We start from the raw sequence: 24,581 nt of genomic DNA on the forward strand, positions 1-24,581 counted from the left end.
AATTACGTTTTAAAGGTATTTTTTAATCTATAAAGATAAGGTACAATATATATGTTGAGTAATAGAAGGTATTATATTATAATGTTGAGAGAATATGCATAGAAAGGGTATTAGTTTATGGAAAAAACTGTTTTAATAGTTGATAAAAAAGAAGAAGGAATTAGAATAGATAAGTATTTGTGTGAAACTTTTAAGGATAAATCTCGTTCCTTTATTCAAGGACTTATTGAAAAAAAAAATATTAATGTAAATGCTAAATTAGTTAAAAGTAATTATAAATTAAAAGCCCTTGATGAAATTGAAATAAATATACCAGAACCAGAAGTTTTAAGCGTTGATGCAGAAGATATAGATATAGATGTATTGTATGAAGATAAGGATATAATAGTTGTAAATAAAGCTCAAGGAATGGTGGTTCATCCTGCGCCAGGAAATTATAATGGAACCTTAGTTAATGCACTATTATTTCATTGTAATGATTTATCTAGTATAAATGGAATTATAAGACCTGGAATAGTACATAGAATTGACAAGGATACTTCAGGAGTTCTAGTAGTAGCTAAGAATGATGAAGCTCATAATAAACTTGCTGAACAATTAAAAGATCATTCTATGAAAAGAGAGTATTATGCATTGGTTGAAGGAAGACTAAAAAATGAATCTGGAACAATTGACAAACCTTTGGGACGAGATAAAAAAAATAGATTAAAGATTGCTATAACTCAAGACGGAAGAAGAGCAGTAACTCATTATAAAGTAATTGAGAGATATGATGGATATACCTTAATAAAATGTATCTTAGAAACTGGTAGAACACATCAAATAAGAGTACACATGACATCAATTGGATATCCCTTAGTAGGAGATCCGCTTTATGGATTTAAAAAACAAAAATTTAAACTTAGAGGACAAATGTTACATGCTAAGAAGCTTGGTTTCATACATCCAACTAAGAATGAGTATATAGAATTCACAACAGATTTACCAGACTATTTTAAAGATATATTACATAAGTTAAAAGATTAAAAGTTATTTTAATATAATGTTATAAGGGGGAATATTAGATGAATTTAAAGGCTGTTTTGTTAGATGACAAAGCTATAAAAAGAACATTAATTAGAATTTCGCATGAAATAATAGAAAGAAACAAGGGAATAGATGATATAGTATTAATTGGTATAAAGAGAAGAGGGTATCCCCTTGCACAAAGACTTGCAAATTATATTGAGGGAATTGAAGGCGTAAAAGTAGAAGTTGGATATGTGGATATAACATTATATAGAGATGATTTAACTGCTTTAAAGAAAGAGCCTACAGTAAAAAATTTAGATTTAGGAATTACAATAAAGAATAAAAAAATAATTTTAGTTGATGATGTATTATATACGTGTAGAACAGCTAGAGCTGCTATTGATGCAATTATAGATGTAGATAGACCTCAAGGAATACAATTAGCTGTACTAATAGATAGAGGGCATAAAGAATTACCTATTAGAGCAGATTATGTAGGTAAGAACATACCAACATCTAAAAGTGAAGTTATAAAAGTGATGTTATCAGAGATAGATGGGGATGATTCAGTAAAAATATATGATTCTGAAGAAACAACAGAAAAATTATAAAAAGAACTAGAGAGTGAATAAAACGAATATCACTCAAAAACAGTTAGATAGCAGATAAAAGGAGTAGAATATGTATAATTTAATTGCAACAAGTACTTTTGGTATTGAAAGCATAACAGCAAAGGAATTAAAGGCACTTGGATATGAAGATTTAAAGGTTGAAAATGGAAAAGTAACATTTGAAGGTGATGAAATGGATATAGCGATTGCAAATGTTCATTTAAGAACTGCAGACAGAGTATTAATTAAAATGGCGGAATTTGAAGCAAAATCATTTGAAGAACTTTTCCAAGGAACCAAAAGTGTAAAATGGAATGAAATAATACCTCAAGATGGAGTTATGCATGTTGTTGGTAAATCAGTAAAATCAACACTTCATAGTGTTCCAGACTGTCAGTCTATTGTTAAGAAGGCAGTTGTTAGTAGTATGAGTGAACATTATGGAATTGATCAATTTAGTGAGAGCGGACCAGTTTATAAAATTGAAGTAGCTATATTAAAGGATATAGTCACACTAACAATAGATACAACAGGACCAGGACTTCATAAGAGAGGATATAGAGAGCTCGCTGGAATAGCACCTTTAAAAGAGACTTTAGCAGCATCAATGCTTTTAATTTCAAGATGGAGAGATGATTTTGAATTAATAGATCCTTTTTGTGGTTCAGGAACTATATTAATTGAAGGCGCTATGATAGCTCAAAATATTGCTCCAGGAGCAAATAGAAGTTTCGTTTGTGAAACATGGTCAGATGAACAAAAAAATATGTTTGATATAGTTCGTGATGGAGCTAAAAAATCTATTAAGGACAAAGATATAAAGATAATAGGATATGATATAGATTATAGAATTATCAAATTAGCTAAGGAAAATGCAAAAAAAGCAGGGGTAGATAAGTATATAGAATTCCAAGAAAGAAACTTTATGGACTTTTCAAGTTCTAAGAAACATGGATTTATAATATCAAATCCTCCATACGGAGAAAGACTTGGAGAAAAAGAAGCTTTAGATGTTCTTTATAAACATATGGGAGCTATGAAAAAGAAACTAGAAGGTTGGGATTTTAATATTTTAACTTCAATTGAGGATTTCGAAAGATTACTCACAGTAAAATCAACTAAAAATAGAAAATTATATAATGGTAAGATTAAATGTCACTATTATCAATACTTTGATAATAGTAAAATTAAAAATGCTGGGGACACATTAATTAATGAATTAATAGATTAGTAATACTAGAAACTAATAAGGCATTTAAAAAGATGGCTATGTTTTAGCAAAGTGTTGATATTGTTATATTTTTGTAAAGCGGACATTGAAATTGGACTTTTAGAACTCTTAATGAGTATCGTCATCTTTGCTGCTTGTCCAAAGCTTGTCTTTGGAGCAAGCTAAAAGGGGAATATACTCATTTAGACGTTCTTAAGTGAGATCCAAAATTTTATATTTTGTTGATCGAACTTACTCAGCGAATGAATATGAGTCGAGTTTCCTATATCAACTTCTTAGTCCACTTTACAATATATAACAATATCAACATGGTTTTAAAACAAAGCGTAAAAATAAAGAAATAGGGATGTGCTTTTGCAAAATATTTTTTAGCAAAAGCATATCCCTATTTTGTTTAGTAACGGTAGTTATTTTTATTGATTAAGGTCGAGCTTATCGAAATCTTTAGGATCAACTATTAAGGTCTTGTTTGTATGATAAATCACCATACCAGGCTTTGCACCATTTGGTTTTTTAAGCTCTTTTATTTTGGTATAATCAACTGGTATTTTAGAAGAATTTTTTCCTTTACTGTAATATGCAGCAATTATTGCAGCTTCCTCTAATGTTTTATCGGGTACCTCATAAGAAGCAACAATAACATGAGAACCAGGAATATCTTTTGCATGTAACCAAAGATAATTTTTGTTAGCAAATTTTAAACTTAAATAATCATTTTGTAGATTATTTTTTCCAACATATATATCAATACCATCACTTGAATGAAAATGATGAGGCTTAGAGGTTTTATTTTTTTTATTAATTTTATCTGATTTTTTATATCTCACATACCCAGTTTCAATGAGTTCATTTTTTATATCAGATATTTCATCATAACTTTCAACATTTTGAATATTCGTAAGAACTGAATTTAAATATTCTTCTTCTTTATTATTTTTTTCAAGTTGAGATTTGGCATATTCCTCAGATATTTTTAATTTATTGTATTTCTTATAATAAGTTTGAACATTTTCAGAAGGAGTTTTAAATTGATCTAACTTTATATCGATATACTCTTCTTGTTCATTATAATAATTTAATAATGAGGCTTTAGTATCACCCTTTTTAAATGTATATATGTAAGATGTTAAAAGGTCACCTTTTATTCTTAATATGTCTTTTTCAGAGCACTCTTTTAAAGTTTCAATAAGAATTTTTGATTTCTTTTTACATCTATCTATATTTGTATTAATGAGTCTTTGAAGATCCGTAGATTTATTGTGAAGTCTGTCTTGTTTATCTTTTTTAGAGAAAAAATCATCCATGAGTATATTAGGATCATCATATTTTATTGATGAAAAAGCATTTTCTAAAGAGTTTAACTTTAAAAAATAAAAGTCCTTAAAAAGTCCTAAATTATTCATATAAATATTGTAAGAAATATTCTTATCTAAATTAAAGATGAAATTATTAAAAAAATCATAAATTTCTTTCCTAGTAGGTGATGAATTTGATTTAATAATGTTATAATATAAATCTGAAGACAATAATTTACTAATGCCTGTAAAAGACTTAGAAAAGAAATTTTCATCAAAAACTATTGAATTAGTACTTATAAAATCATTTAAAGATTGATATTCAAATGAAAATGGATTTAATTTATGAGAATCAGGTGGATAAACATAGGTAACTCCTGGATAAAGAACTCTAAAAGTATTTATATCAGGTGTAATATGTTTAATAGATTCCATAACTTTATTATCTCTATTTCTAACTAATGTGATATTAGAATGTCGGCTCATTATCTCTATGATTAGGGAATAAACACTATCAAAACCTAATTCGTCTCGATTTTCGATATCAATTATTAATATTCTATCATTATCTTTTTGCGTTAACTTTACAATACGTCCACCTAATATGTATTTTCTTAATACCATTAAATACATAGGTGCTTTAATAGGATTATTTTTAGCGTAATTAGTTAAGTGAATTCTAGCAAATCGAGGAGAGGCAGATATTAAAAGTTTTATATTTTTGCGTTCTTTTCTCAATGTTAAAATAATTTCGTCTTTTTCAGGTTGATTTATTTTATCTATTTTTGAATCTAATATTGATTTTTTTAGATCATCAATTAAACTATATAAGTAGATGCCATCTAGTGCCATTATAATTCGTCCTTTCTTAGTGCAAATAAGGCATTTTTAAAGAAAATAATGCCTTAATATAGTATAACATTATAGATGCTTTATTATCAAATATTCATATGATATATTAAGATATAACAGTGTGCTGTAGGATGTTATAGATGGTACTATTTGATAAGGTCAATATTAAAATTTTTATGCATTTTCAAAAAATAATGAGTCAGTATGTTAATCTATTTTTTTGAAGATACCTTAGCAAATAATTATTTATATGACAAAGTATATAAGTTCCAATAAAGTTTGTTCATTAAAATAAATTTTAGAACACTTATAAATACTATGATTTAACTACTATAGTGAAGAACTTATATAGAAAATTTATGATATATATGATTCTAAGTAGATATTGTTAATTAAAGATGCAATTTATTATAAAAATTAAATAAAAGTTTATAAATGTATTAACTTAATTAGAACATATATATTTAAAGAATATTGAATTGAAGTAATAAAAAATAGGAGGATATATTAAATGGATTTTTATAAAATGCACGGTGCAGGAAACGATTTTATATTTATTGAAGATTTTAATCATGAAGTAAAGGATGAATGTAAATTAGCGCAAAAGCTTTGTGATAGGCATTTTGGAATTGGAGCAGATGGTTTAGTTATTGTTAGAAAATCGGATAAAGCTGATTCTAAAATGACTATCATAAATTCAGATGGATCAAGAGCAAATATGTGTGGAAATGCTATAAGATGCTTTGGTAAATATGTTTATGAAAATAAAATTATTGACAATACTAAATTTTCAGTTGAAACAGGGGATGGAATTAAAGAAATTGAAATAATATTAAATGAAAATATAGTAGAATATATAAGAGTATATATGGGTAAACCATGTTATAATGGGGAATATATACCTTTAAATGGGAAAGATAAGTTAATAAATTGTGAGGTTAATGTAGATAATAAAAGTTACAATATGACTACATTATTAATGGGAGTTCCGCATACAGTTATTTTTGAAACTAATAGAGAATATGATGTTAAAGAAGGATTAAAGATAGAAAAGTTTAATTTGTTTAAAGAAGGAACAAATGTGAATTTTGTTAAAGTGAATGATAAAAATCATATAAGAGTTAACACTTGGGAAAGAGGAGCTGGAGCAACATTAGCTTGTGGTACAGGATGTTGTGCATCAGTAGTAGTGGCTAAGGATTTAGGATATGTAGATGATGGAAAGATTTTTGTTAAAGCACCAGGCGGAGAATTGATTATTGAAGTTTTAGATGATGGAGTGTATATGAGTGGACCAGCTCAATTTGTTTGTAAGGGGCAAAGTTATTTAGTTATCTAAAATAAATCACATTCAAAAAAATAAGCAAAAGATTTTTAGCATATTAGTTTATATTTTGTTTTAAATAATGTTTAATATGAGGGGATAGAAATGAAGGAATTTAGAAAAAAGTACTTGCGGTTTTTAACTTTCATTATTTTTCCTCTGTTTCTATTAGGATGTTCATCTGGCAAAGAAGATATAACTAAGGTAACAGAGGAAATAAAGTTAAATTCTGGATCAGCATTAAAAAGTGAAAATGGAAGCTATAAATTGTATAATTATGAAGATGGAAAGTATATACCTGCTCAGCAAAACAGTATGATAGTAGCTTATGATAAGGCAAGTTCAAGCTATATATATATGGAGGATGAAAAACATTATATTGTACATAACGGATATAAAATGGAAGTTAAGGATAAAAATCATAGTGACATAAAGATATCCCCTAAAGGAAATTATGTATCATATTTTATGGAAGATGAAGGATTAAAATTAAAGATAGTTACTACTAAAGATAATAATGAAGTTAAATTAAATTCTAATGTATCTATATCAGGAACATTATATGATTGGTATGACGAGAAAAATTTAGTTTATTATGGAATTAATGATGATGGTGTAAATGGAATATTTACCTATAATTTAGATACTAATAAAGAAGAATTGCTTTACAAATTAGAAGGAGGATATCTATCGTTTATAAAAGCATCAAAAAATGATCTTATTTTTATACAAATAAATTTAGAAAACCAAAAAGAATTAATGATTATAAATAAACAAAGTAAAGAAACAAAGAAATTAAGCAATCAAATAGAGGATTTATCAGATTTGATTGTTTATAATGATACAATATATTTTACAGGAAAAGTTTATGGAGACACAAATTCACTTTATAAGATAAATTCAGATAAAGTTAAAAGAATAATATTTGACTTTCCTAGTATGGTAAAAATGGAAAAGGGCTTGAGTCTAGATGAAAATGGAAATATTTTATTTGTTGGTGCTAAGGGAGTTTCAGAAGATGAAGCGATATATAGTTTTTCAGAAGACGGAACAATAGCAGTAAGGTCAAAAACGGCAAAAGAATATGTTTTTTTACAATATAGAACTTAAGCATACTAACTTGTTATTTTTTAGAATATGCATTAAAGGTTTTAAATGTACAGTTTTGTAGAAGTGTACATTTAAAACCTTTTTTTTATTCTTTAGGAATTTATATTATTAAAAAAATCGACAGCTCCACAGTTGCCTTACGATTTTTTTATTACATTCAAATGAATACATTTACATTAATTGGGATAGAGTATTAAAAATGAAACATGCTTAAATACAAGGGATTATAAGCTGATTTTAAAATTTAGAGCAGTACTTAGAAGAAAAATGCTAATAATGAAAAAGATTATTAAGTTGTATAAAAGAAAATAATGAGTCAAAGATGCTATATATATTTTGCACAAGGGTAAGGAGGAGATAATGATTAATGAATATGAAATTAGAGATATAGATTTAAGCATTGCTAGAAAGATAAATAAAAAGATATGTGAAAAATATCAAGTTATTCCAATGAAAGAGCAAGGCGATAGTATTATAGTTTTAAGCTGTAACACTAAAGATGATGCAAAAGATTATTTAAGATTTATTTATAATACTAATATTATAATAAAGAAAATAACAAAAAATAATTATGAATATTTAAAAGAGTTAATATTTGAAGTTGATAATAAAAACTTAGAAGAATATCTTATATATCATGCAATAGATAGAAAAGCTAGTGATATCCACATTGAACCTAAAGAGAAGGAAGTGGATGTAAGATATAGAATCAATGGAACTTTAGTTCTAGTTTATAAGATATCTATATCAGAGTATTTAAGTTTATCTTCTAAGATTAAGCTAAAAGCAAATATGGATATATCTGAGAAGCGAAAACCACAAGATGGAAAGATGACTATAAATTATAATGGTAGTGCATATGATTTGAGACTTTCATCTATCCCTATAGTATATGGTGAAAAATTAGTAATAAGACTTCTGTATTGCGAAAAATTTGATTATAAACTAGAAGATTTATGTTTTTCACAAGATAAGATAGAACTTATTAGAAGAATTATGGCCTTAAATAATGGACTAGTCATTATAAATGGGCCAACCGGGAGTGGCAAATCTACTACATTATATACAATTTTAAAAGAAATAAACAAGGAAGGTATAAATATAACAACTTTAGAAGATCCGGTGGAAGTTTTAATACCTAATATTAATCAGATGAGCTTAAGTAAAAAATTAAATATTGATTTTTCAAATGGATTAAAAAATATATTAAGGCAAGATCCTGATGTTATTATGATAGGAGAAGTTAGAGATGAGGAAACAGCTAAAATTGCTGTTAGATCATCTATTACAGGTCATAAAGTGTATACCACTATTCATTGTAAATCTCCTAGAGATGTTTATTTAAGATTAGAGGATATGGGAGTTAAATCATATTTAATTAGAGATTCAGTGGTAGGAATTATTTCTCAAAGATTAGTAAAAACATTATGTGAGGAATGTAAACAAGAGGATAATGAAAACTTTTATAAAGGAAATAAAGTATATAAAAAAATTGGATGTAAATCTTGTGATTATTCAGGATACGCAGGAAGAAAGCTTGTTAGTTCTGTATATTTTTTAAACAAGAAATATGATATGGAAAAATTATATAGTGATCAAAGTTATTTATCAAATTCAAGTATGAAAAAGGATCTACAAAATTTACTTAAAAAAGGAGAAATTCCTTATGATGATTATTTAAGATTTATAGAAGGAGAAGGATTAAGTGAGAATATTTAATATAAAAAAACACTTTTTTCAGATGAGATTTAATAAAGTAAGTTCAAAGGAACTAAGCTTAATAGCTGGTAACTTAGCGCAACTTTATAAAGATGGAATAGCTATAAATGATGCACTTGATTTAGTTCAAGAAGTTACTTTAAACAAAGAGTATAAGAATAGCCTTAGTAAGGTTTTAAGATCAATAGAGGATGGAAAAAGCTTATCAAAAGCTTTTGGAGAATTTAAAGAATTATATCCTGAATTTTTTATAGGTATAATTTCAATAGGTGAAAATAGTGGAAAATTATATGAAGTCTTGTATGCTTTAAAAAATTATTATAGTAAAAGAGTTTTTATAAGAAAAGAGGTTATAAATGCAATAACATATCCAATATTCATATTTTTTTCGCTTATTGCTCTTATAATATTTTTAATAACAGTAGTAATACCTAACTTTTATGATATCTATATATCTATAGGAAGCACACCACCTTTAAGTTGTTCAATGTTATATAAGTTCAGTAAATATCTAAAAGATAATATTTTAGTTAGCTCGATTTCCATACTTTGTTGGATAGTATTAATACCAGTTATAATTGTTAAAAATTTATCAAAAAGAAAAATAACTCAAACATTTAAAAATATAAAAATTGTTAAAGATTTTTTTGAATATATGATGGTTTTAACTCTATCTATCATAATGAGTAGTGGAGTTAATATTTCCTATGGACTAAAATATTGTTCAGAAGGTATGAGCTTTAGGTATTTAAGAGATAAGTTAAGTGATATTAATAAAAACATTTTAAGGGGATACACATTAACAGAAGCAGTAGATGATACTAAGGCATTCTCTAGATATACAATTGCTATAGTGAAAATAAGAGAGGAAAGTGGCTCTGTAGAAGAGGGACTAAAAGAATTGAGCATTTTGTTAGAAGATAACTTGACTAAAAATATTAAGAAATATATTAGTTTACTTCAACCATTTTTAATTATTTTTATGGCAAGTTTAATTACTATATTTTTAATTGCTTTTATACTACCTTTGTTTGATACGCTAAAGAGTGGCATAAGGTAGATGAAAAAGAAAGGCTTTACATTGATAGAAGTAGTGGTAAGCATGGCTATAATAAGTATTTTATTTGGTGCTACATTATCATTAAGCAAAATGAGTTCAAATATATCAAATGATATAAAGTTTGAAAATTCACTTTATGAAATAGAAAATTTATTATCTTATGCTAAAGCATATTGTAAAAAGAATAATATGGCAGGAGAGATTCAAATAGATAGTAGCAGAAATCAAATTATATTTTTTGAAAACTCTAGTCATGTAATAAAGAGATTGATTTTACCAGAAGAAGCTAAATTGACTTATAATAAGGAATGCTTAGATATAAGTTCTAGAGGACATATAAAAAGAGGTTTAACAATATTAGTGCAAGATAAATGGAGTAAAACTCATAATATAACTATTAGGGTAGGAATAGATTTAATAGATATTAAAGATAATGATGATTTTTTAATAGAATATAATGTTTATAAGAAAATTTTACTTGAAACTGAGAATTACTGATTTGTTATTTTTTTTAATATGACTAACCAAGAAAGGAATGCAAAAGTGAAAAAAAAGGGAAGTATTTTAATAGAAGTAATAGCATCGTTAGCTATGTTAAGCTTAATAGTAACCTTTGCTGTTAGTACTCATATTCATAATAATAATGTTTTAAAAGAAAGACAATTAAGTGAAGAAGTTGATAGAGCAGTTTATAATTTGATGAATGAAATTAAATATAATTTTTCTATAGATGAAGTTAAAGAATTATTAAGATATAAAGAGATTGGTTTAAAATTTGACCATGATTTTTCAAAACAATTTTTATACAAGCATGTTAATGATTTTATTAAAGGAGATGATATTAAAATTTCTTTAGTAGAAGAAAAAAACTCAGAAATTATCATACTAATTAACACTTTTATAAAAAAAGAAAATTATGAAGTTAATATAGATAAAACATTTAGCAAATGTTGGTGGATGGAAAATGTGGGTAATGTATGAGAAAAGAAAAAGGCTTCACAATAATTGAATCAATTATATATATTTTTTTAACTACGATAATTTTATTTGAGGGAATAAGTATGGTAAGCGTAATTTATAAGGGATATATAGAAAATGAAAGTATTAGTATAAACTACAATGATATGCAATCGTTTTATATAAATTTAGACTCTATTTTAAAAGAAGAGGATATAGAAGATGTAGAAGTAGGTGATGGTTATTTATTAATTTCAAGAAATATGGATTCAACTTTAAAAAGTAAAAAAATTATAAAAGACAAAGATTGTGTGGTTGTAAAGTACTTATGTGGAAATTATGAGGTGGGAACAAATGTTTTGCTATTAAAAGTCAGTGACTTTAAAGTTGTAAATAAAGAGAATTTAATTTATATAATTGTTACTGATAAAAATGGAGAGGATTTCATCAGATGTTTGTAAAAAAGAGAGGTAGTGTTTTAATAAGCACAATATTAATATTATCATTAATAATAATTATTACTAATTGTGCTTTTAAAATGATGAAAAATAATAATGAAATGGAATATTTATATAAGCATGATGGTGATATTTATAATTTGAAAAATTCAGAAAAAAATTCATTGTTCGAATTCATGCAAGAGTTAAATAAAGAAGAAATAGAAAAAGTTTTTGAAGGAGATTTTCAAAAAACAAATTCAAATAATACACTTAATTATAATAAAGAAAAAAATATATTTTATTTACGTAATTGTAAGAAACCAATACAAGAAAGAAAAGTAAAATATATTAAAAAAAATAAAAAAATAATACTTATTCCTACATATAAAATTAAATATATTGAATAACACTGAAAAAAAAGTCAATAATATAGATATATTTGATTCATTATTAAAGGAGCATATTATGAGTAAATCACTATTAATAATTAAAAACAATACTTTTACCTATCAAGACAATGAATATTTATTTGATGAGTTTGATGAAATTCAAAGTTCATTAAGCAAAGATAGGGAACTTATTATATTAGAAGAAGAGTTATATTCAAAACATTTCTTTGGGAATTTCAAAAAGAAAGAGTTACATAATTTTATTGAAAACAAGTTAAATAAGGAATTCCAGAAAAACGATGATATACTTTATCATTATGAACAGGATAAAAAGAATAAAATGATATCTATATATTCTATAAAAGGTGGAAAAAGGGTAGAAATATTATCTCAAGAAGCAAAGGAATTAGTAGTTAAGCCAATACAATTTATAATAAAAGAGACAATGATAGATTTACTAGGAAAAAAAGCGTTAAATGCTAAACTTATTTTACAATTTGATAAAAGTTATTATTATGTTTCATTAAAAAAAGGAAAATTTTATTATTCATTTGTAGAGAAGAAAATGGATATTTTACTTAATAGAATACATGAACTTTATATAAAAGAAGCTATAAAACAAGAAGAAAATAAAGTTTACGTTGATAGTGCAATATATGATTTTACAAAAAAAATATATAAGAATTTTATTGATAAGTTTGAATTAATAAGTATAAATAGTGGAGATTTATTAAATGAGAAAATATATAAAAAACAAAAATTTCATTTCAAAAAAGTTTTATAATCAAAAAGTACAAGACGAAGAAAATAAACAAAATAGAATATGTGCATTATTTATAATAATTGACTTAGTATTATTTCCTATTGCTTTGGAAAAAATACAAGAATTTAAAGATAAATCCATAAACTGCAATAATAATATAGAACAAGTATCAGAACCTACAATTAAGTTAGAAAATGTAAGCTCTTGGATAAATAATATAATAATAGATGGTATTGAATGTGCTAGTATTACTCAAGATGGTGGAAAGATTGAAATTAATAATTTAGAAATATTAAAAACAATAGAATCAAATGAGTATATAAAGATAAATAGCTTGATTTCTAATGCTAATGGAAACTATACATTAGGGGTAGAGTTGAATGAATAAAAGAAACAAAGGTATAATAACTATAATTTTTATTATTGTTGCTTTGTTTCAAAGCATGGTAATATTCTATATAAAATCAAATGAAAAATTAATTAAATCAACATTGCCTTTAAAAGTAACTTATAGTAAAAATCATAAAACTCTAGAAGACTTTAATAAAAAATTACAAACTTTAGATAATTGTTATATAGTAGGAGCAAAAGAAGTTGATGATAAATGGTATATTAAAATAAATATACAAGGAAATAAAGACATACTTTTAGAAAAGCTATCTTATTTAAGTGAATACGATATAAATGATTATAAATTTGAGCATAATAAAGATAAAAGTTCATTAACAATAGAATTAAGTGATAAGGATTTAGAGGTGTAAGTAAGTATATATTAGATAAGGCATTTTGGAACGTTATTTTTTTAATGTCTAAATGAAGAAAAATATCTAAAATTTATGAAAAAATTTAGACTTTTTTTATGTAAAATATAGATAAATAATTGCAATTATTACTTTCTTTTGATAAAATATCATTGTTATGTCGAAGTTTATAACATTTGAACTTTAATAATATCTAAGGTACATTCAAAAATGTGCCTAAAGCATAAATTTAGATTGTAATTATTCTATAAATTTTGGAGGGATATTTAATGATATCAGCAGGAGACTTAAGAAAAGGTGTAACTTTTGAGTTCGATGGACAAGTGTTTACAGTTACAGATTTTTTACATGTTAAACCAGGTAAAGGAGCTGCATTCGTAAGAACAAAGCTTAGAAATGTAATTTCAGGAGGAGTTGTAGATAGAACATTTAACCCAACTGAAAAATTACAAGAGGCTGTAATAGAGAGAAAAGAAATGCAATATCTTTATTCAGACGGAGAATTATATTACTTTATGGATCAAGAAACTTTTGAACAAATTCCTTTAAATGCAGAAAAAGTTGAAGATGCAATAAAATTCTTAAAAGAAAATATGTTTGCAGTAATAAAATTCTTCAAAGGAAGTGCTTTCTCAGTAGAAGCACCAAATTTTGTTGAATTACAAATAACATATACTGAACCAGGAGTTAAAGGAAATACAGCGACTAATACATTAAAGCCAGCTACTGTTGAAACAGGAGCTATAGTAAATGTTCCTATGTTTGTTAGTGATGGTGATGTTATAAGAATAGATACTAGAACTGGAGATTACATGGAAAGAGTTTAAAACTCTTATAAGGCATATTGAAAAAATAATAGATTAGTATGATTGTTTATTATTTTCTTTCATTGCCTAAGTTGCTAAGTTTATTGCTTAGCAACTTTAATTTTAAGCATATTAAAAAACAACAAGTCAGTATGGCTAGTATATTTTGTGTTATACCACGTTGGAATGCTTACCTAATAGATAAACTATTAGCAAAACATATATCCTTGTCTTACACAAAATATACATAATATATTTGATTCGTTATTTTATTTAATATGTCTTATAAAAGGAAGTGAATAGATATGGAAGAGCTTAAAAGTCAAATTGAAGATTTAAAGTTAAATTTATCTAATGTGGAAACTAAAGAATATAAAAGTTGTTTTACTTCTTTAGTTTCTATTTTAGAAGCAATGAATGATAAATTAGAAGAACTAACTGTGAATCAAGAAACCATGGAAGAGAATATTAAATTTATGGATAATGATTTAACAGATATTCAAGATGAACTTTTTGAAGAAGTGTCCATAGATGAATTGAGTGATATGGAACAAGAATATACAGAAGTTAGTTGTTGTCATTGTGGTAATACAATTTTTGCTGAACAATCAACTTTAAAAAATAATAGCGAAATTCCATGTCCATATTGTAATAAAAATATTAAGGCTAACTAATTATTTAGGCATATTAAAATAAATAATAAGTCAATATGTTTTATTTAAAAATGTCTAAAGTATAAGAAAATATTTTTTGCCATAGCTTTTAGCTATGGCTTTTTTGCATGTATAAAAGCTATAGCTAAGCTTATGAACATTTTTAAATTGATACAAAAGGTATGTAATTTTAAATTTACATATCTTTTTTTTCTGTAAAAGTAATATTTTCATTCTGAAATCAATATTAATAAATTAAGAAAAACAATAGAGGAGGAAGTGAGATGAAAGATGAAAATGAAGTTTTGAATATTTTCCCGAGTAATATAGTTAGCTTATTTAAAGAAAAATCTAAAAAAGAGCAGTTTTATGAGATAAGAATTAAAATAGGAAAACCAATTTTAGTTTACTCAAATATAGGTGAATCAATCATAGATTATATTCCATCTAAAGATGAATTGAAAAGCATAGTTCAAAAGATCTCAAATTACTCTTTATATGCTTATGAAGAAGATATAAAACAAGGTTTCATAACAATTAAAGGTGGTCATAGAATTGGTATAGCAGGAGAATGTGTTATGTCAGAAGGAAGAGTTAAGACTATAAGAAACATATCTTCTATAAATGTTAGGTTTTGTAGAGAAATCATAGGATGTTCAAATAAAGTTATGAAATATATAACTTCAAAAAATAGAATTTATAACACTATGATTATTTCTCCACCTAAGTGTGGTAAGACAACTATTTTAAGAGACATAGCTAGAAATATATCAGATGGAATGCAATCAATATCTTTGCAAGGAAAAAAAGTTTCAGTAATAGATGAAAGAAGCGAAATAGGAGCTTGCTATTTTGGAGTTCCTCAAAGCAATTTAGGAATTAGAACTGATGTATTAGATAATTGTTTAAAAAGAGAAGGCATGATTATGTCAATAAGAAGCCTCTCTCCTGAGGTATTAATTTGTGATGAAATTGGTACAAGAGGAGATGTGGAGGCATTACTTATGGCATTTAATTCTGGAGTAAATATAATTACAACAATTCATGGTTTTACAATTGAAGATCTTTATAAGCGTAAGGTTTTTAAGGACCTTATTGACAATCAAATACTTGAAAGGATAATTACATTAAGTTCGAGAAATGGAGTTGGAACTATTGAAAAAGTTTATGCATTAAAAGGAGAAGAGAGAGTATGTTTAAATTAATACTTATCTCCATGTTATTTGTAACTAGCTCATATATAGGCTTTATGTATGGAGAAACATTTAGAAAAAGATGTGATGAGGTTAAGGAAATTTTAAAAGCTTTGATAATTCTTCAAAATGAAATTATATATGGAAGCACACCTTTGCCAGAGGCATTGGAAACACTTAAAGTTAAAGTTAACTCACCTTTAGATGAAATTTTAGATAAGACTAATAAAAAATTAATACAAGGAAACGTTAAAAGCGTATATCAAGCCTTTAATGAAGAATTTATGCTTTTAGAAGAAAAATTTTATTTATCACAAAGTGATAAAAGAATAATAGGAGATTTTTTAAAATCTTTAGGAGAGTCAGGAGTTTTTGGACAAGAAAAAATATTTAATTTAGCTATTGAAAACATAAAGATAAATTTAAAAGAAGCAGAGGATATCTCAAGAAAAAACATAAAGGTTTATAGATGTCTTGGCATATGTGTTGGAGCAATGCTTACAATATTTTTAATTTAGAGGAGGGATATTTATGCATGATATAAGCATTCTTTTTAAAATTGGAGGAGCTGGAATATTACTTGTAGTACTAGATAAAGTTCTAACTAGCAGTGGAAAGGGAGATGTTGCAGCTATCACAAATATTGCAGGAACAGTAATAATTTTGTTAATGATAGTTTCTCTTATAGGAGATTTGTTTAACACAGTAAAAACAATGTTTGTGATGTAGGTGATTTTATGTTGATAGTAAAGGTTGTATCTTTAGCTTTTATTGGATTATTTCTAACTTTGATATTTCAAAATACTAAAATTGGAATGGCTACTTTTATTTCTTTAGCTGTAGGTGCTCTAATATTGCTTTTAATGGTAGGTCAATTACAAGAAATAATTATCTTTTTAAGAACTGTAGCAGACAAGGCTAATATAGACACAGTATATATTGGCATTATATTAAAAATTTTAGCGATAGCATATTTAGCATCTTTTACTAGTGAATTATGTAAGGATGCAGGAGTTTCAAGTATAGCTACAAAGGTAGAATTCTCAGGAAAGATAATGATTTTAGTTCTTGCAATTCCAATACTTATGGCTGTATTAAATTCTATTTTACAGATAATGTAGGTGTAATTATGAATATAATAAAAAGATTTACAATAGGTTTATTAATAAACATTATGATTATTACCATAGGAAGCTGTGTGTTTGCAGATAGTAACAGAGCCTATGGAGCAGAGTTAAACAATGTAAGTATTAGTAGAAATAATAAAACGCAAAGCAATCAATCTTCAGATAATGAAGTTAATATAGATAAACTAGATGGCAATACCAAAGGAAAAATCGATTGTTTATACGATTATATAAATAAGATGAAGACTGATGTAGAACTTATGAATGATTTAGATCCCATACAATATATAAAAGAGTACATTAAGACTGGAAAAGGAAATATTTCAATAGGATCAGTCAGTAAAGGAGTACTTAGTATTGTTTTTAAAGAGGTTAGAAGTGTATTAAAACTTGTAATCTCAATAGTTACAATAGTTATAATTTGTTCGCTGATTAAAAGTCTTCAAAATGCATTTTCAAATGATAGTATATCAGAAATAGCTTTTTATGCTTGTTATGCTTTGATTATTATGGTTTTATCAAAAAGTTTTATTATATCTATTTCAGTTGCAAGAGAAGTGATAACTAATATTTCAGATTTTATGGCTGCATTATTACCAGTACTTATAACAATGATAGGTGTAGCAGGTGGAATGACTCAAGCTGCAACTTTAGATCCAATTGTCTTTGCTGGAGTTATATTTATACCTAGAATATACTCAAATATTATAATTCCACTTATTTTAATGGGCTTTGTATTAGAATTTGCAAATAATCTTTCTACTGAACATAAAATAACCAACTTATGTAAACTTTTAAAACAATGTATATTATGGATGCAGGGGATTATAATTACTGTTTTTATAGGGCTCCTTACAATAAGAGGAATTACATCAAAGACAATAGATGCTGTAACCTTAAAGACAGCAAAATTTGCTATAGATAATTTTGTGCCTATTGTTGGAAAAACATTCTCAGATGCTATTGCATCAGTTGCAGGATATTCATTAATAATTAAGAATGCAATAAGTTCAATAGGATTAGTTGTTATTATTTTAATACTTCTATATCCGATAATTAAGTTGGTGCTTATGGCACTTATATATAAATTAGCAGCTGCACTTATAGAGCCTATAAGTGACTCAAGGATAACTAACTCAGTAGCAGCAGCAGGTGATTCAATGATACTTATTATATCTTGTGTACTTAGTGTAAGTTTAATGTTTTTTATTTTAATAGCGATCATTGCATCATCTGGTATGTTTGTAGTTGGAGGTTAGATTATGGAAATATTAAAAGGATTGGTAACAAATTTAGTAACTGCCCTTATATTTATAACGGCAGTAGAACTTATAGCTCCTAATAATAATATGAAAAAATATCTAAAGTTTATATTAGGATTAATATTAATAACCGTAATCTTAAATCCAATAGTAGAGCTTATTTCTAAGGGAAAAGAAAATGTATTTGTTAGCATTAGCGACTATCAAGATGTAGTTTCTAAATATGATAATAAAATAAATAACAGTGATAGTGGTACTTTAGAAAAATATAATAATGATATTAGCAAACAAACATTTATAGATAATTTTAATAAAAATTGTGATAGTTTACTTAAAAATAAATATCCAGATAAGAACTTTAAAAGTGAAGTGGATTGTACAGTTGATTTTACAGATATGAGTTTGGATATAAAAAAAATAGAAATTGGTATAAGTGATAAAGATATAAAAAAAATAAAGAAAATAAAAATCAAAAATCAAAGTAATGAAAAGCAAGAAAAGCAAGAAAATAATCAGTATAAAGAAGTAGTTAATTTTGTATGTGAACAATTAAATATTCCTAAAGAGAAAATAGAAGTATATGAAATAGAGGAATAGGAGATGAGTGAATGGATAAAAATAAGTTTAAGAAACAGATAAAAAAAATACTATCTGAAAAAAAATTAAGTAGTCTTATTTCAGTATGCTTAGTTTTAGCTTTTATACTTGTAGCAATAAATGTATTAATGCCTAAAAATATTTATTTAAATAAACCTAAAAATGATCAAAGTACATCTTTAAACAAAGAAGATAATAATACTAATACTGTGAGCAGTAAACTTAGTGAACAAAAAAATTATGAGGAAAAACAAAAAGTTGATTTAAAAAATATATTAAAGAAGATGGACGGTGTAGGAGATGTTGACGTAATGATTTCATTTGAAAGTGGAGAAGAAAAAGTGCCAGCTTATGATACTACTGCTCAAACATCAACTACAGAAGAGACTGATAATGAAGGCGGAAAGAGAGTAAACAATCAACAAAATGATGGTTCAAAGGTAGTTATGACTAATAGTGATGGTAATAATGAACCTTTTATATTAAGGACATATAAACCTAAAGTTACAGGCGTTGTTGTGGTTGTAGAAGGTGCTGAAAATGGTAAAACAAAATATAGTATTGAGCAAGCAATTTCAAAGTTATATAACTTAACTTTAGATAAGGTTAATGTATATCCTATGAAGAAGTAGCATATAATTTTATAGAAAAAGGATGGGAGGAGAAATATTATGAAAAGGAAACAATTGGGAATAATTTTCACATTACTAGCATTAATATTATGTGTAGGGGTGCTAGCAGCAAAACTTAATACTGGGGGGTTAAATGATCCAACAGACTTAAGTCAAGTACTATCAACTGAAAATATAAACACTACTAAAGAAAATGGAAAGGTAGCAGATAATAAAGGAGAGAAAGCAGCATTAAGCCAACAAGAAGGTTTTTATCAATCAAAGAGTCTAAGGGAACAACACGATTCATCAACAGTTCAAAATTTAAAAGCTATAATAGATGACTCAAATACATCTAAAGAAAGAAAAGAAGATGCAACAAAAGAGTTAACTCAAAAGACTATGAATACAGATAATGAAGGCAGAATAGAATTAAACGTAAAAAATAAAGGATATGAAGATGTTTTATGTACTTTAGACTCTAATAAAGCAACAGTAATAGTTAAATCTCAAGATCAACTTGCAGAAAAAGATAGTGTTGCTATTCAAGAAATAGTTCAAAATGTATCAAAAATTAAAGATGTAATAATACAAGTTGAAAAATAACATAATATCCATTAAATATTCGACTTGTTATTTTATTTTATATGACTAATTGTAATGTTAAATCATATTTGATATAATAAACCTAAGATTAACATGTTTTGTTATTACAAAACCTAGGAGGGTGAAGAGCATGGAAGATTTCAACAATGAAGAAAATGTTGGAGTTGTAAAAATATCCGATGAGGTGGTAAGCGTTATTGCTGGTATTGCAGCACAAGAAATTGAAGGCGTTAGTGATTACCAAGTAGGTGTTTCAAATAACTTATCAAGTATTCTAAAAGGAAAAAAATCTCCAGGAAAGTCAACTAAGGTTACTTTAATAGAGGATAGAGCGACTATAGAGATGAGTTTAAGCGTTGAGTATGGTATAAAAATCATGGATGTAGTTTCACAAGTTCAAGAAAATGTAAAGAGAACTGTAGAAGCTATGACTGGTTTACAAGTAGAGGCTGTTAATGTATATGTTCAAAACATTTACTTGCCTAAAAAAGAAGAATGTGAATCTAATTAGTTTTAATTTCACCCTCTGAATTTCAGAGGGTGTTTCCATGTTAGGTATTATTTTGTTTATAATGCTTAAAAATGTTTATAAAAGACAAAATGTAGGAATAATAGAAATAACATAAATATCAGGAGGACTATATGAATAGAAAATTATCAAGAGAAAAAGCAATGGAATTATTATTTGGAATGAGTTTAAATGCGGACAATTGTGAAGAAACATTAGAAAATTTCATAGATAATTATGAAGGAGACATAAAAGAATTAGATTTAACTTACATAAAGAGAATATTAATAGGTGTGGAATACAATAAAGAGAAAATCGATGAAGCGATATCAGCAAATTTACATAATTGGAAAATAGGCAGAATATCAAAAATCAACTTATGTATTTTAAAATTAGCAGTCTATGAGATAGAATATAATGAAGAAGTCCCAAATAGGGTGGCTATAAATGAAGCATTAGAAATAGCAAAAAAATATTCTGATGAAAAAAGTGTATCATTTATTAATGCAGTATTAGATAATATTCTAAAAAAATAAAAAGGGGCGGATTGTAAATGGGGCAAATTATAAATGGAAAAGAAGTGTCACTTAAGGTAAAAGAAGATATTAAATCTTTTGTTGAAAAAAGAAATAATAGTGGTTTAAAGATACCTAAAGTTGCTTCCATACTAGTTGGAAATGATGGCGGATCAATTTATTATATGGGAAGTCAAGAAAAGGTAGCTATGTCACTTGGCGTTGGTTTTTTGAAGGTTGTATTAGAAGAAAAATGCAATGATAAAGACGTTATTGATGAAATTCATAAATTAAATAACGATGATGATGTTCAAGGGATAATAATTCAATTACCTTTACCTAAGCACTTAGATGAAAAGAAAATAATAAAAGAAATATGTATACATAAGGATATAGATTGTCTTACTTTTGAAAGTCAAGGCAAACTATATATGGGAGAAAAAGGTTTTATACCTTGTACTCCTAATTCTGTTGTTACTTTAATTAAAAGTTTAAATGTAGATATTTCAGGTAAAGAAGTAGTTGTTCTTGGAAGAAGTAATATAGTAGGAAAGCCAGTGGCACAACTGTTATTAAACGAAAATGCTACAGTTACAATATGTCATTCTAAAACAAAGGACTTAAAAGAAGTTTGCAGTAGAGCCGATATATTAGTAGTTGCAATAGGAAGACCAAAATTTATAAATGAAGATTATGTAAAAGAGGGTGCAATAGTTATTGATGTTGGAACTTCATCATTTGAAGGAAAGATAACTGGAGATGTAGATTTCGATAAGGTAATAAATAAAGCATCTTTCTTAACTCCAGTACCAGGTGGAGTTGGAGCTTTAACTACTACTCTTTTAATAAAAAATTCATGTGAGGCTTTAAAGGAATATGAGGATTAAGACGTTAACTGTTTCAGATTTAACAAATTATATAAAGAAAGTAATGGATAGCGACTTTATTTTAAATAATCTCTCTGTAAAAGGAGAGATTTCTAATTTAAAGTTCCATAGTAGTGGCCACATTTATTTTTCTCTTAAGGATAACAATGGAAAAATAAATTGCGTAATGTTTAAAAGTAAAGCTAGCCTTTTAGATATATCATTACAAGATGGAATGGAAGTTATAATTAAAGGTAGAGCATCGCTTTATCCTGCTACTGGTAGCTTTCAACTTTATTGTGATGAAATAAAAAAAGAAGGTCAAGGCGAACTATTTATTAAATTCGAGGCTCTTAAAGACAAATTATCTAAATGTGGATATTTTGATGAAGAGTATAAGAAAGAACTACCTAAATATGCTAAGAAAATAGGAGTTGTAACCTCTGAAACTGGAGCTGTAATAAGAGATATTATAAATGTGACTACAAGAAGAAATAGCTTAGTAGACATAGTATTATATCCTGCTAAAGTTCAAGGAGAAGGTGCTTATAAAGAAATTATTAAAGGAATTGAATACTTTAATAAGAAAAAAAATGTTGATTTAATAATAGTAGGTAGAGGTGGAGGTTCCATAGAAGAATTATGGAACTTTAATGAAGAAGATGTAGCTATGGCTATATTTAATTCTAAAATTCCTATTATTTCAGCAGTTGGTCATGAAGTAGATTTCACTATTTCAGATTTTGTAGCCGATTTTAGAGCAGCAACGCCGTCTCAAGCAGCTGAAATATCAGTTCCACTTTTAAGTGATATAAATGATAAAATTTATGATATATCAAGAACTTTAGATATGAAGATTCAGGATAAAATAGTACATTGTAAAAATGAGTTAATGTCAAATGAAAGAATTTTGAAATTACATTCACCAATGTCTAAAATAGTAAATTCATATTTAGAAGTAGATAAATTAAAAGATAGATTAAATTTTATAATAAGTGCAAGAATTAAAAGAGAGAAGCAAAATATAGAAGGATTAAATAGTCTACTATCTGCTAATAATCCTGTAAAAGTACTTAATAAAGGTTATGCTATAATAGAGGATGAAAATAATATTTTAATTACAAGTACATCTCAATTAAGTGATGAAACAAATTTAAAAATTTCTCTTAAAGATGGAATAGTAAAGGGAAATTTTATACCTACTAAGTAAGGAGCTTAAAGATATGGCGAAAAAAGAAAGCTATGAAGAAATGTTACTTAACCTTCAAGAAATATTAAATAATTTAGAACAAGAGGGATTGAGTCTTGAAGAGGGCATGAAAGCTTATGAAGATGGCGTAAAGCTTGTAAATAAGCTTTATAAGACTCTTAATTCATATGAAGGGAAGATTTCTATAATCAAGGATGAAAAAGAAGTGGAGTTTGACAAACAAGATGGAGATAAATAATTTAAAAAATACAATAGACAACTATTTAAAAGAATATTTTAATGAAAAAGATTCTTATAATAAAACTATATATGAAGCAGCTAGCTATAGTATAAATATAGGTGGAAAGAGAATACGTCCACTGCTATTTTCTTTAACATATGATATATATAAAGAAGATACAAAAAAAGTAATGCCTATGGCAGCAGCAATAGAAATGATTCACACATATTCTTTAATCCATGATGATTTACCATGCATGGATGATGATGATCTAAGAAGAGGAAAACCAACAAATCATAAGGTATTTGGAGAAAATATGGCTGTTTTAGCAGGAGATGCATTATTAAATGAAGCTATGGTATTACTTATGAAACAGTCATTAACTTTAGGCGAGAATTCACTAAAAGCTTCTTATGAAATTGCTACAGCATCAGGTGCTGAAGGTATGATAGGTGGTCAAGTGGTTGATATTTTAAGTGAAGGTAAGAAAATATCAAAAGAACAATTAGAATATATGCATACAAAGAAAACAGGAGAATTAATTAAGGCTTCAGTGGTAGCAGGAGGTATTTTAGCTAATGCACCAGATGATGATTTAGAAGCTTTAGATAAGTATGGAAAAAAATTAGGCTTAGCCTTTCAGATAAAAGATGATATATTAGATATAACAGGATCATGTAAACAGCTAGGAAAAAATCCTCACAGAGATGAAGAATTAAATAAAACTAATTTCATAACTGTTTATGGGGTAGAAAAGTGCGAAGAACTATGCAAGCAATTAACAGAAGAATGCATAGAAATTTTAAATAGATTAACAGTAGATGCAAGTTCTTTAAAGGAGTTAACATATAGCCTTTTAAACAGACAAAACTAAAAAAGGGAAT

Annotated in this window: 31 protein-coding genes; 30 read left to right on the forward strand and 1 reads right to left on the reverse strand. The window is 26.4% G+C overall.

Annotation, left to right across the window (positions count from 1 at the left end; translation table 11 throughout):
* The first annotated feature begins 117 nt into the window (after window positions 1–117).
* The 3 genes from BM027_RS10595 to BM027_RS10605 all read left to right on the forward strand — a co-directional run bounded on the left by BM027_RS10595 (window position 118) and on the right by BM027_RS10605 (window position 2,853).
* Window positions 118–1,026, forward strand: a complete 909-nt coding sequence (locus BM027_RS10595) for an RluA family pseudouridine synthase (RefSeq protein WP_090091598.1) — start codon at window positions 118–120, stop codon at window positions 1,024–1,026.
* A 38-nt stretch (window positions 1,027–1,064) separates the two neighbouring features.
* Window positions 1,065–1,622: a bifunctional pyr operon transcriptional regulator/uracil phosphoribosyltransferase PyrR gene (pyrR, locus tag BM027_RS10600; protein WP_090091599.1), complete on the forward strand. Its 558-nt coding sequence runs from the start codon at window positions 1,065–1,067 to the stop codon at window positions 1,620–1,622.
* Between the two features lie 70 nt (window positions 1,623–1,692).
* On the forward strand, window positions 1,693–2,853 hold the full coding sequence (locus BM027_RS10605; protein WP_090091600.1) for a THUMP domain-containing class I SAM-dependent RNA methyltransferase: 1,161 nt from the start codon (window positions 1,693–1,695) through the stop codon (window positions 2,851–2,853).
* A 413-nt stretch (window positions 2,854–3,266) separates the two neighbouring features.
* Here BM027_RS10605 and BM027_RS10610 read toward each other — a convergent pair whose 3' ends face one another.
* Window positions 3,267–5,000: an Rqc2 family fibronectin-binding protein gene (locus BM027_RS10610; RefSeq protein WP_090091601.1), complete on the reverse strand. Its 1,734-nt coding sequence runs from the start codon at window positions 4,998–5,000 to the stop codon at window positions 3,267–3,269.
* A gap of 511 nt (window positions 5,001–5,511) precedes the next feature.
* Here BM027_RS10610 and dapF point away from each other — a divergent pair.
* The 27 genes from dapF (at window position 5,512) to BM027_RS10745 (ending at window position 24,571) form a co-directional block, all read left to right on the forward strand.
* Window positions 5,512–6,339: a diaminopimelate epimerase gene (gene dapF, locus BM027_RS10615; protein ID WP_090091602.1), complete on the forward strand. Its 828-nt coding sequence runs from the start codon at window positions 5,512–5,514 to the stop codon at window positions 6,337–6,339.
* Between the two features lie 90 nt (window positions 6,340–6,429).
* Entirely contained in the window at window positions 6,430–7,434 is a 1,005-nt protein-coding gene (locus tag BM027_RS10620; protein WP_090091603.1) for a hypothetical protein, read from the forward strand.
* A 360-nt stretch (window positions 7,435–7,794) separates the two neighbouring features.
* Window positions 7,795–9,153: a GspE/PulE family protein gene (locus BM027_RS10625; RefSeq protein WP_090091604.1), complete on the forward strand. Its 1,359-nt coding sequence runs from the start codon at window positions 7,795–7,797 to the stop codon at window positions 9,151–9,153.
* Window positions 9,140–10,213 carry a type II secretion system F family protein gene (locus BM027_RS10630; protein ID WP_242943313.1) on the forward strand — a complete coding sequence of 358 codons (1,074 nt, stop codon included), beginning with the start codon at window positions 9,140–9,142 and terminating at the stop codon, window positions 10,211–10,213. The genes BM027_RS10625 and BM027_RS10630 overlap by 14 nt, the downstream gene beginning before the upstream one ends.
* Window positions 10,214–10,711, forward strand: a complete 498-nt coding sequence (locus tag BM027_RS10635) for a type II secretion system protein (RefSeq protein ID WP_090091605.1) — start codon at window positions 10,214–10,216, stop codon at window positions 10,709–10,711.
* 45 nt (window positions 10,712–10,756) lie between these two features.
* Window positions 10,757–11,194: a hypothetical protein gene (locus tag BM027_RS10640; protein WP_090091606.1), complete on the forward strand. Its 438-nt coding sequence runs from the start codon at window positions 10,757–10,759 to the stop codon at window positions 11,192–11,194.
* Entirely contained in the window at window positions 11,191–11,631 is a 441-nt protein-coding gene (locus BM027_RS10645; RefSeq protein WP_090091607.1) for a competence type IV pilus minor pilin ComGF, read from the forward strand. The genes BM027_RS10640 and BM027_RS10645 overlap by 4 nt, the downstream gene beginning before the upstream one ends.
* Window positions 11,622–12,017 carry a hypothetical protein gene (locus tag BM027_RS10650; RefSeq protein ID WP_090091608.1) on the forward strand — a complete coding sequence of 132 codons (396 nt, stop codon included), beginning with the start codon at window positions 11,622–11,624 and terminating at the stop codon, window positions 12,015–12,017. The genes BM027_RS10645 and BM027_RS10650 overlap by 10 nt, the downstream gene beginning before the upstream one ends.
* Before the next feature lie 58 nt (window positions 12,018–12,075).
* Entirely contained in the window at window positions 12,076–12,783 is a 708-nt protein-coding gene (locus BM027_RS10655) for a hypothetical protein (protein ID WP_090091609.1), read from the forward strand.
* The gene (locus BM027_RS10660) at window positions 12,734–13,150 is read left to right on the forward strand and encodes a hypothetical protein (RefSeq protein WP_090091610.1); all 417 of its coding nucleotides are present in this window, start codon (window positions 12,734–12,736) and stop codon (window positions 13,148–13,150) included. Before BM027_RS10655 ends, BM027_RS10660 begins: the two co-directional genes overlap by 50 nt.
* Entirely contained in the window at window positions 13,143–13,523 is a 381-nt protein-coding gene (locus BM027_RS10665; RefSeq protein WP_090091611.1) for a hypothetical protein, read from the forward strand. The genes BM027_RS10660 and BM027_RS10665 overlap by 8 nt, the downstream gene beginning before the upstream one ends.
* 269 nt (window positions 13,524–13,792) lie before the next feature.
* Window positions 13,793–14,350 (forward strand): elongation factor P, encoded by a 558-nt coding sequence (gene efp / locus BM027_RS10670; protein ID WP_090091612.1) that lies wholly within the window; start codon window positions 13,793–13,795, stop codon window positions 14,348–14,350.
* A 284-nt stretch (window positions 14,351–14,634) separates the two neighbouring features.
* A complete protein-coding gene (locus tag BM027_RS10675; protein WP_090091613.1) occupies window positions 14,635–15,003 on the forward strand; it encodes a CD1247 N-terminal domain-containing protein in 369 nt (122 codons plus the stop codon).
* A 263-nt stretch (window positions 15,004–15,266) separates the two neighbouring features.
* The gene (spoIIIAA, locus tag BM027_RS10680) at window positions 15,267–16,187 is read left to right on the forward strand and encodes a stage III sporulation protein AA (protein WP_090091614.1); all 921 of its coding nucleotides are present in this window, start codon (window positions 15,267–15,269) and stop codon (window positions 16,185–16,187) included.
* On the forward strand, window positions 16,175–16,693 hold the full coding sequence (gene spoIIIAB, locus BM027_RS10685; RefSeq protein ID WP_090091615.1) for a stage III sporulation protein SpoIIIAB: 519 nt from the start codon (window positions 16,175–16,177) through the stop codon (window positions 16,691–16,693). The genes spoIIIAA and spoIIIAB overlap by 13 nt, the downstream gene beginning before the upstream one ends.
* A gap of 13 nt (window positions 16,694–16,706) precedes the next feature.
* Window positions 16,707–16,904 carry a stage III sporulation protein AC gene (spoIIIAC, locus tag BM027_RS10690; RefSeq protein ID WP_090091616.1) on the forward strand — a complete coding sequence of 66 codons (198 nt, stop codon included), beginning with the start codon at window positions 16,707–16,709 and terminating at the stop codon, window positions 16,902–16,904.
* An 8-nt stretch (window positions 16,905–16,912) separates the two neighbouring features.
* The gene (spoIIIAD, locus tag BM027_RS10695; RefSeq protein WP_090091617.1) at window positions 16,913–17,296 is read left to right on the forward strand and encodes a stage III sporulation protein AD; all 384 of its coding nucleotides are present in this window, start codon (window positions 16,913–16,915) and stop codon (window positions 17,294–17,296) included.
* Window positions 17,297–17,304: 8 nt separating this feature from the next.
* Entirely contained in the window at window positions 17,305–18,561 is a 1,257-nt protein-coding gene (gene spoIIIAE / locus BM027_RS10700; RefSeq protein ID WP_090091618.1) for a stage III sporulation protein AE, read from the forward strand.
* A gap of 3 nt (window positions 18,562–18,564) precedes the next feature.
* Window positions 18,565–19,161: a stage III sporulation protein AF gene (gene spoIIIAF, locus BM027_RS10705; protein ID WP_090091619.1), complete on the forward strand. Its 597-nt coding sequence runs from the start codon at window positions 18,565–18,567 to the stop codon at window positions 19,159–19,161.
* A gap of 11 nt (window positions 19,162–19,172) precedes the next feature.
* On the forward strand, window positions 19,173–19,793 hold the full coding sequence (gene spoIIIAG, locus BM027_RS10710; protein ID WP_090091620.1) for a stage III sporulation protein AG: 621 nt from the start codon (window positions 19,173–19,175) through the stop codon (window positions 19,791–19,793).
* A gap of 39 nt (window positions 19,794–19,832) precedes the next feature.
* A complete protein-coding gene (locus BM027_RS10715) occupies window positions 19,833–20,378 on the forward strand; it encodes a SpoIIIAH-like family protein (RefSeq protein WP_090091621.1) in 546 nt (181 codons plus the stop codon).
* 130 nt (window positions 20,379–20,508) lie between these two features.
* Complete coding sequence (locus BM027_RS10720) at window positions 20,509–20,889, forward strand: Asp23/Gls24 family envelope stress response protein (protein ID WP_090091622.1); 381 nt, start codon at window positions 20,509–20,511, stop codon at window positions 20,887–20,889.
* 131 nt (window positions 20,890–21,020) lie between these two features.
* The gene (gene nusB, locus BM027_RS10725) at window positions 21,021–21,422 is read left to right on the forward strand and encodes a transcription antitermination factor NusB (RefSeq protein WP_090091623.1); all 402 of its coding nucleotides are present in this window, start codon (window positions 21,021–21,023) and stop codon (window positions 21,420–21,422) included.
* 17 nt (window positions 21,423–21,439) lie between these two features.
* A complete protein-coding gene (locus BM027_RS10730; RefSeq protein ID WP_090091624.1) occupies window positions 21,440–22,288 on the forward strand; it encodes a bifunctional methylenetetrahydrofolate dehydrogenase/methenyltetrahydrofolate cyclohydrolase in 849 nt (282 codons plus the stop codon).
* Window positions 22,278–23,477, forward strand: a complete 1,200-nt coding sequence (xseA, locus tag BM027_RS10735) for an exodeoxyribonuclease VII large subunit (protein ID WP_090091625.1) — start codon at window positions 22,278–22,280, stop codon at window positions 23,475–23,477. Before BM027_RS10730 ends, xseA begins: the two co-directional genes overlap by 11 nt.
* 13 nt (window positions 23,478–23,490) lie before the next feature.
* Window positions 23,491–23,715: an exodeoxyribonuclease VII small subunit gene (locus tag BM027_RS10740; protein ID WP_090091626.1), complete on the forward strand. Its 225-nt coding sequence runs from the start codon at window positions 23,491–23,493 to the stop codon at window positions 23,713–23,715.
* Window positions 23,702–24,571 carry a polyprenyl synthetase family protein gene (locus tag BM027_RS10745; protein ID WP_090091627.1) on the forward strand — a complete coding sequence of 290 codons (870 nt, stop codon included), beginning with the start codon at window positions 23,702–23,704 and terminating at the stop codon, window positions 24,569–24,571. Before BM027_RS10740 ends, BM027_RS10745 begins: the two co-directional genes overlap by 14 nt.
* Window positions 24,572–24,581: the final 10 nt, after the last annotated feature.

The sequence above is a fragment of the Clostridium uliginosum genome, from assembly GCF_900112485.1.
Taxonomy (GTDB): Bacteria; Bacillota; Clostridia; order Clostridiales; family Clostridiaceae; genus Clostridium; species Clostridium uliginosum.